This is a genomic window from Streptomyces sp. NPDC056948, from assembly GCF_042674225.1.
Lineage (GTDB): Bacteria > Actinomycetota > Actinomycetes > Streptomycetales > Streptomycetaceae > Streptomyces > Streptomyces purpurascens.
The window spans coordinates 1-8,624 of sequence record NZ_JBHUQX010000404.1; the positions used below are offsets into that span (position 1 = coordinate 1).

Below are 8,624 nucleotides of genomic sequence, written 5' to 3' on the forward strand. Positions count from 1 at the left end.
CCCTGTGACAGCGCAGGCAGTGCCGGTGTTGGCGACGGTGACGTTCGACGTCAGGCCGGTGTTCCAGGCGCTGACGGTGCTGGTGACTCGGCAGGTCGCCGTCCCCGGCGGCGGGTCGGAGGTCTAGAACTGCGTGAAGAACTTCCAGACCTCTTGCGGCACCCAGGTCCTGGAGCCGCTGTCACCGGGGGCACCGTCCTGAGGAGCGGCGATGTGTCCTTCGTCGAACGCGGCCCAGGCAACGGGATGCCCGGCCGAGCATCCCGAGTATGTGGTGACCCGGTGCGTCAGGCTGCCCTGCGCCGGCTCGGGCGGGTTCTGGGGGGTGCAGCCGTTGTTCCTGACGAACCTGTCCCGCAGGGCCCGCCCGCCGGAGATACCGAGGACGCTGTCCCTGAGGCCGTGCACTCCGAGGTAGGCGATCGGCTGGGTGCCGCCGGTGCATCCGCTGAGCTGTCCGCCGCCCAGGGCCGCGACCGCGCGGAAGACCGTCGCGCGGGAACACGCGAGGGCGTACGACATGGCGGCGCCGTAACTGAATCCCAGAGCGAAGCGCTGTGCCGTGTCGACGCACAGGTCCGCCTCGATCCGCCTGAGCATGTCGTCGACGAACGTGACGTCCTCCCCGCCGTTGTTGGCCCAGCCGTTGTTGAGGCCTTGGGGTGCGAGGAAGATGGTGCTGTTGTTCGCCAGTCGCTGGAGTCCGTAGTAGGCCCAGGTGCCCGTTTCCACGGTGCGGCCGGTGGCGACGTCGGTGGAGGTGCCGCCCAGCCAGTGGAACCCGAAGACCAGCCGGTGGGCGCGGTTGCGGTCGTAGCCGTCCGGGATGCGCAATATGAAGTTCCGGTTCTTGCCGCCGCTCCGGATCGTGTGCGTTCCGCTCGTCAGGGTGGGGGTCTTGCCGCAACCGGAGCTCGGGGCAGCGGTGCCGGCGGATGCGGCAGCCGTGCCGGAGGCCGTGAGTGGGGCGTTCCCGCCCCGGCCGTGGCCCAGTGCCGTGCCTCCCATGCTCAGGACGACCAGCACCGCGACCGCGGCGGTCCATAAGAGGGATCTTGTCCTCGTCATCGTGAAACTCCCCTTCTGAAGCCGCGGTTGTTCACGCGCGGGTCCACTTCTGGTTGGCCTGGCCGTCGCAGGTCCACAGGACCAGCGGGGTCCCGTTGACGGCGCCGGCCCCGTTGGTATCGAGGCACAGCCCGGCGCGGACGTTGCGGATCGACCCGTCGGTGCCGACGGTCCACTTCTGGTTGTCCTGGCCGTTGCAGGGCCAGGTGATGACCCGGGTGCCGTTGGTGGTGCCCTGGTTGTAGGCGTCCAGGCACTTGTCGCCGAAGACGCGGATCTCGCCGCCGGGCCACGTGGTCCACAGCTGGTTGGCGGCGGTGTGGCAGTCCCAGATCAGTGCGGTGGCCCCGGCTGCGGTGGAGGCGTTGTCCACGTCCAGGCATCGGCCGGACGCGTTGCCGCGCAGCCGCGAGGTGGTGGCGCTCTGCGGGCTGCCCCCGCTCACCCGGAACGCGGCCACGCCGTGCGCGGGGACGCTCGCCGAGATCTGCCCGGACGTGCTGGTCGTGCCGCCGGTCCACAGGTCGGTGAGGACGAACGAGCCGCCGGACAGGCCGACTTGCGCGGCCGTGGTGGTGACCGTCGCCGTGCCGCCTCCCCGGTTGAACAGGCCCACCGCGACCGAACCGTCGGACAGGGGCTTGGCGAACACCTCTGTGCCGCCGTCGTCGCGCACCCTGCGCCCGCCCGCGCCCAGCGGATCCTGGTTCACCGCCAGCAGACGCGGGTTGCGCAGGATCGCGCTCACGTCGGCGGACATGGTGCGGATGTCGTTGCCGGCCATGAGCGGGGCCGCCATCAGCGCCCACAGGGCGAAGTGGGAGCGCGACTCGGTCAGGGACAGGCCGGGACGGCCGACGACCAGCATGTCCGGGTCGTTCCAGTGTCCTGGGCCCGACTGCGCCGCCAACGGCGCGGTGACGTCCAGGACGTTGCCGACTCCCATCGGATAGCTGTTGGTGTTGCCGTTCTGCCAGATGTCGAGCAGGTCCTCGGTCGTCCGCCACAGGTCGGCCACCTCGCCCCAGTTGTACGTGGCGCCGGTGATGGCGTGGAAGCTGTTGGGGTTGATGCTGTAGACGATCGGCCGCCCGGTAGCGCGCAGGGCGTCGCGCATCAGCGTGAACCGCGCGACCTGCTCGTCCCGGGTGCCGCTGGAGGAGCACCAGTCGTACTTGAGGTAGTCGACGCCCCACGAGGCGAACGTGGCGGCGTCCTGGGCCTCGTGCCCCTTGCTGCCCGTCGACCCGGGATAGGCGCCGCTGGTCTGCGCACAGGTGCGCTCGCCCGGCACCTGATAGACGCCGAACTTCAGCCCCTTGCCGTGGATGTAGTCCCCGAGCGCCTTCATCCCACTCGGGAACTTGGCCGTATTGGCCCGCAGGTTGCCCGCCGCGTCACGTTGCGGGTCGAACCAGCAGTCGTCGACCACCACGTACCGGTAACCGGCGTCCCGCATCCCCGAGGACACCATCGCGTCGGTGGCCTGGCGAACCTGCGCCTCCGTGACCCCGCACCCGAAGCTGTTCCAGCTGTTCCAGCCCAACGGTGGAGTGAGCGCCGGGCTGCCGGGCGCGGCCGAAGCGGTGGAGTGAGTGGAAGCCGTCGCGGACGCGGTGACCGTCAGCACGATGGTCGCGAGGAGGCGGAGCAGTCGTCGGCCTGACCGTCTGGGCACCAAGGGCTCCTTCACGGAGGGCGCCATGGGCGGGAGATACGAAGATCGATGTCACGTCCATGACACTGGACAGAAGAGAGACAGGCAGTTCGAACTTTCGTGAACCATTCGGAAACCAGGGCCTCACGGATACTAGGGAGGCCATCGAAGATGTCAACACTCATCACCGCAATACCTCCACGATGCGGCCATGCGGGCTCGTGGAAGGTGGTGCATTTACACCATCCGGACAACTGACCCGCGACGACATGGGATCAAACTCGTCGAATGTTTCGTAGATGACGACGATTCATGCGAGAGGTATTGACGGGGTTCACCGGCCTCCTATCATCCAGAATGCTCAACGAGCCGATCCGCGTTCGACATCTCGCATACAGAGCAGTCGCTCCGCGTGAGCCAGCAGGGCACCTCCGGACAACTCCCGCCATCAACGGCTGGGCCACAGAAGGAGAACGCCACATGCACATGTCATGGACTCGTCATGCCCTGTCCCGTCGCCGCACACTGACGGCCGCCACCGGTCTGGCCGCCGGTGCCCTGCTTCCTCCGACAGCGACCCCCGGCACCGCTTCCGCCCAAGGGCCGGCCCCAGCGACCGCGGCGGCCTACACGAACCCGGTGATCTGGCAGGACTTCGCGGACATCGACGTCATCCGCGTCGGTGACGCCTTCTACGCCTCGGCCTCGACGATGCACTACTCGCCGGGCGCGCCCGTCCTGCGGTCGTACGACCTGGTGAACTGGGAGATCGCAGGTCACTCGGTGCCCGTGCTCGACTTCGGCGCCAAGTACGACCTGAACGGTGCCCGTGGCTACGTCAGGGGTGTCTGGGCGTCGTCACTGGCCTACCGGCCGAGCAACAGGACCTTCTACTGGCTGGGCCAGATCGACTTCGCCCGGACGTACGTCTACACCGCCACCGCCGCCGAGGGGTCATGGAACAGGCTGACGACGATCAGCACCCCCTACTACGACGCGGGGCTGCTCGTCGACAGCGACGACACCCTGTACGTGGCGTACGGCAACACCACCATCAGCGTGGCCCAGCTCTCGCCAGACGGCCGCACCCAGGTCCGCACCCAGCAGGTGTTCACGACACCGTCGAGCGTCGGCACCCTTGAGGGCTCCCGCTTCTACAAGATCAACGGGCAGTACTACATCTTCCTGACCCGCCCCGCGAACGGCCAGTACATCCTGAAGTCGTCGAGCGGCCCCTTCGGTCCGTACACGATGCGGCAGGTCCTCCTCGACCTGCGCGGGCCGATCCCCGGCGGTGGTGTCCCGCACCAGGGCGGGCTGGTGCAGACGCAGAGTGGCGCCTGGTACTACCTGGCCTTCGTCGACGCGTACCCCGGTGGCCGGATGCCCGCCCTGGCGCCGGTCACCTGGACCGCGGACGGCTGGCCGGTCGTCCAACTCGTCGACGGCGCATGGGGCACCTCGTATCCCAGCCCGGCCGTGCCCCCTCCGCCTCGCCCGGTGCCCCCCATGACCGGCGTCGACACCTTCGACGGCCCGACCCTGAAACCGCGATGGGAGTGGAACCACAACCCGGACAACACCAAGTGGTCGGTCGGCAACGGGCTGACCCTGCGGACAGCGACCGTCACCAACGACCTCTACTGGGCCCGCAACACCCTGACGCACCGCATCCAGGGCCCCACCTCCACCGCCACGGTCCAGCTCGACCACTCCGCGATGCGGGACGGCGACCGGGCCGGACTCGCGCTGCTGCGTGACTCCTCCGCCTGGATCGGCGTCAAGCGTGACGGTGGCGTGCCGCGGGTCGTGATGGTCAACGGGCTGACCATGGACGGCAGTTGGAACACCACCGGCACCGGCACCGAGGTCGCGAGCGCGGCCGTGTCGGGCAGTCGGGTCTGGTTGCGCGCGAGCGCGGACATCCGCCCCGGTACGGCACGCCCCGGCACCTTCTCCTACAGCACCGACGGCACCACCTTCACCCGCCTCGGCCCCGCCTTCTCCCTGGGCAACGACTGGCGGTTCTTCATGGGCTACCGATTCGGCCTCTTCAACCATGCCACGCAGGCACTCGGCGGCGCGGTCCGCGTCACGCGGTTCGAGCTGTCCACGCCCTGAAGTGGCCCACCGATCGCACCACGCGCTGAGGAGGCCCACCGACCGCACCACCCAACCCCCCACCCACCCCACGAGGAGAACCATGAACTTGCTGAAACGGCTCGGCTGTCGCCGAGCCTCGGTCCTCGGCTTACTGGCCGCGACCGTCCTGGTGACACCCGGGACCGCGACCGGCGCGCCCGACGCCGTGAAGGCCTCCACCCTGGGCGCCCAGGCGGCCCAGTCCGGCCGCTACTTCGGAACCGCCGTGGCCGCCGGAAGGCTCGGCGACGGCACCTACACCGGCATCCTGGACCGCGAGTTCAACCAGGTCACAGCCGAGAACGAGATGAAGTGGGACGCGACCGAGCGGTCCCGCGGACAGTTCACCTTCGGCGCCGCCGACCAGATCGTGAACCGCGCGGCGGGCCGCGGTCAGCGCGTGCGGGGCCACACGCTGGTGTGGCACTCCCAACTGCCCGGCTGGGTCAGCTCCATCAGGGACGCGAACACGCTGCGCGGCGTGATGAACAACCACATCACCACGGTGATGAACCGCTACAAGGGCCGGATCCACTCCTGGGACGTGGTCAACGAGGCCTTCGCCGACGGCGGCAGCGGCCAGCTCCGCAGCTCGGTCTTCCGGGACGTGCTGGGCAACGGCTTCCTCGAGCAGGCGTTCCGCACGGCCCGGACGGCCGACCCGGCGGCCAAGCTCTGCTACAACGACTACAACATCGAGAACTGGAGCGACGCCAAGACCCAGGGCGTCTACCGCCTGGTGCGCGACTTCAAAGCGCGCGGCGTGCCCATCGACTGCGTGGGCCTCCAGGCCCACTTCGGCGCCGGCGGCCCGCCCGCCAACTTCCAGACGACGCTGTCGAACTTCGCCGCCCTCGGCGTGGACGTGCAGATCACCGAACTGGACATCGCGCAGGCACCGCCGAACGCGTACGCGAACACCGTCCGGGCCTGTATGAACGTGGCCCGCTGCACCGGCATCACCGTCTGGGGCATCCGCGACAGCGACTCCTGGCGCAGCCAGGAGAACCCCTTGCTGTTCGACCGCAACGGCAACAAGAAACCGGCCTACCAGTCAGCGCTCACCTCGATGGGCGGCTCGGTCGCGACGAAGCGGGCCGACGCCCCTTCGCCCCGGTCCGCCGCCGCGCTGCCCTCCCGCTTCTCCTGGAGCTCCAGCGGAACACTGATCTCACCGAAGTCGGACGCCACCCACAACATCGCCGGGATCAAGGATCCGACGGTCGTCCAGTACAACGGCAAGTACCACGTCTTCGCCAGTACCGCGAGCTCCTCCGGATACAACCTGGTGTACCTGAACTTCAGTGACTGGTCGCAGGCCGGCTCGGCCACGCACCACTATCTGGACCGCAGTGCCATCGGACGCGGGTACCGGGCCGCGCCGCAGGTCTTCTACAACGCGCCGCAACGCCTGTGGTACCTCGTGTACCAGACGGGCAACGCGTCGTACTCCACGAACCCTGACATCAGCAACCCGAACGGGTGGAGTGCCCCGCGCAACTTCTACTCGTCGATGCCGGACATCATCAGGCAGAACATCGGCAACGGCCACTGGGTCGACATGTGGGTGATCTGCGACAGCGCCAACTGCTACCTGTTCTCCTCCGACGACAACGGGCACCTGTACCGCTCGCAGACGACCGTCGGCCAGTTCCCGAACGGCTTCACGAACACCGTCATCGCGGCCCGGGACTCCAAGTACGCCCTCTTCGAGGCAAGCAACGTGTACAAGGTGCAGGGCTCCAACCAGTACCTGCTCCTGGTCGAGGCCATCGGATCGGACGGCCGACGCTACTTCCGCTCTTGGACGACGACCAGCCTCGCCGGCTCCTGGACACCCCTGGCCGCCGCCGAGAACAACCCGTTCGCCAAGTCGAACAACGTCACCTTCCCGTCCGGATCCTGGACCAGGGACATCAGCCACGGCGAGATGATCCGGGCCGGCTACGACCAGACACTGACCATCCCCTCCTGCCGGCTCCAGTACCTCTACCAGGGCATGAACCCCAACGCGGGCGGCGACTACAACCTCCTCCCGTGGCGGCTCGGCCTCCTCACCCAGACGAACTCGACCTGCTGACCGACCGTGCTGTGGGGAGCACTTCCGATGGGAGCGCTCCCCACCCTCACCGCCGACCATCGGACGCATCCCTGTCAGAAAACCGAGGTACCGTCATGCGCCGCAGACTGCTCACCCTGGTGGCCGCGCTCTCCTCGCTGCCGCTGGCGCTCGCCGCCGCACCGTCCGCCCACGCTGCCGACCCGACGACCATGACCAACGGGTTCTACGCGGACCCCGACTCCAGCGCGAAGCGGTGGGCCGCCGCCAACCCCGGCGACGGCCGGGCGACCGCGATCAACGCCTCCATCGCCAACACCCCGACGGCCCGCTGGTTCGGCTCCTGGAGCGGCACCATCGGCACCGCCACCGGCTCGTACGTGGGCGCCGCCGACGCCCGGGACAAGCTGCCCGTCCTTGTCGCCTACAACATCTACCACCGCGACTACTGCGGTGGGCACTCCGCGGGCGGAGCCTCCTCGCCGTCCGCCTACGCGAACTGGATCGCCCAGTTCGCGGGCGGGATCGCCGGCCGCCCGGCCGTCGTCGTCCTCGAACCGGACTCCCTCGGGGACTACGGCTGCATGACCCAGGCGCAGATCGACGAACGCGAGGCCATGCTCACCGGCGCGCTCGCCGAGTTCAACCGCCAGGCTCCCCACACCTGGGTCTATCTCGACGCCGGCAACCCGGCCTGGGCGAGCGCGGCGACCATGGCCCGGCGCCTCCACGAAGCCGGCCTCCGACAGGCCCACGGCTTCTCGCTCAACGTCTCCAACTACCTGACCACGGCCGAGAACACCGCGTACGGCAACGCCGTCAAGAGCGAACTCAACGCCCGGTACGGCTACACCAAGCCGTTCGTCGTGGACACCAGCCGCAACGGCAACGGCTCCAACGGCCAGTGGTGCAACCCCTCAGGCCGCCGTATCGGCGCCCCCACCCAGCTTGGCGGAGGCGCCGAGATGCTCCTGTGGATCAAGGTCCCGGGCGAGTCCGACGGCAACTGCGGCGTAGGAACCGGCTCCTCGGCCGGACAGTTCCTCCCGGAGGTCGCCTACAAGATGATCTACGGCTACTGATCCGGGGCCGTCAGACTGCTACCACGCAGCAGAACCGGCAAGCACAGAGCGTCTACAGGGGATCCAAAGGGGCTTTTTTCAGCCCTTGATGGCTCCGGTGAGCATGCCCTTCTTGAAGTGCCGCTGGACGAAGGGGGAGGCGACCGCGACGGGGATCAGCGCGAGGATCATGACGGCCAGCACCGCGCGCGACAGCGGCATGACGATGGTTTCCCTGATGCCTGACGAGCATCGAAGCGCTTCGAAAGTACTTGTCGCTCCCTTTCAAGGAAATCCCATGTTCCGCGATCCGCAGCCGCCGGTCGCGAGGTGGCCGACTGCCGGCTCCAGTTGTGGACGACATGGACGCGCGGGCCAGCTCGCGGCCGGGCACGGTGCCCACGTACGTGACGCGGCCCGCGCCGTGGCGGCGGGTGGTGACGGGGGGCGGGCGCCCTGGTACCCGAGGACGGCCGGTTCGACTGCCCGTTGCGCGGAGGGCGAGCCGGCCCCGACCAGTGCCTCGTGAGGTACGGCACGGAGCCGGGCCCACTTCGGCGGACGCACTGCCGCTGCTGTCGAGCGGGGACGGGAAGGCCCCAGCCCCCGTCGCTCCGGCACCTGACGCCCCGAACGC

General features: G+C 68.7%; 4 protein-coding genes and 2 pseudogenes. 3 read left to right on the forward strand and 3 right to left on the reverse strand.

The window, feature by feature from the left end:
- Nucleotides 1-1,068: pseudogene (locus ACFTZL_RS36085) on the reverse strand (alpha/beta hydrolase family esterase); the annotation flags it as partial.
- A 31-nt stretch (nt 1,069-1,099) separates the two neighbouring features.
- On the reverse strand, nt 1,100-2,746 hold the full coding sequence (locus tag ACFTZL_RS36090) for a glycoside hydrolase family 27 protein (RefSeq protein ID WP_382591958.1): 1,647 nt from the start codon (nt 2,744-2,746) through the stop codon (nt 1,100-1,102).
- Between the two features lie 459 nt (nt 2,747-3,205).
- On the opposite strand from ACFTZL_RS36090, the gene ACFTZL_RS36095 reads away from it, so the two are divergent.
- From ACFTZL_RS36095 to ACFTZL_RS36105, 3 genes are all read left to right on the forward strand, one after another.
- Nucleotides 3,206-4,846 carry a glycoside hydrolase 43 family protein gene (locus ACFTZL_RS36095; RefSeq protein ID WP_382591961.1) on the forward strand — a complete coding sequence of 547 codons (1,641 nt, stop codon included), beginning with the start codon at nt 3,206-3,208 and terminating at the stop codon, nt 4,844-4,846.
- Between the two features lie 82 nt (nt 4,847-4,928).
- Nucleotides 4,929-6,947, forward strand: a complete 2,019-nt coding sequence (locus ACFTZL_RS36100; RefSeq protein ID WP_382591964.1) for a non-reducing end alpha-L-arabinofuranosidase family hydrolase — start codon at nt 4,929-4,931, stop codon at nt 6,945-6,947.
- Nucleotides 6,948-7,042: 95 nt separating this feature from the next.
- Nucleotides 7,043-8,008 (forward strand): glycoside hydrolase family 6 protein, encoded by a 966-nt coding sequence (locus tag ACFTZL_RS36105; protein WP_382591968.1) that lies wholly within the window; start codon nt 7,043-7,045, stop codon nt 8,006-8,008.
- Nucleotides 8,009-8,086: 78 nt separating this feature from the next.
- On the opposite strand, the pseudogene ACFTZL_RS36110 reads toward ACFTZL_RS36105, so the two are convergent.
- A pseudogene (locus tag ACFTZL_RS36110) lies at nt 8,087-8,188 on the reverse strand (carbohydrate ABC transporter permease); the annotation flags it as partial.
- Nucleotides 8,189-8,624 lie beyond the last annotated feature (436 nt).

Coding starts and splice junctions, on each gene's coding strand:
- ACFTZL_RS36095 (WP_382591961.1), top strand. CDS start 3,206: ATGCACATGTCATGGACTCGTCATGCCCTGTCCCGTCGCCGCACACTG.
- ACFTZL_RS36105 (WP_382591968.1), top strand. CDS start 7,043: ATGCGCCGCAGACTGCTCACCCTGGTGGCCGCGCTCTCCTCGCTGCCG.
- ACFTZL_RS36100 (WP_382591964.1), top strand. CDS start 4,929: ATGAACTTGCTGAAACGGCTCGGCTGTCGCCGAGCCTCGGTCCTCGGC.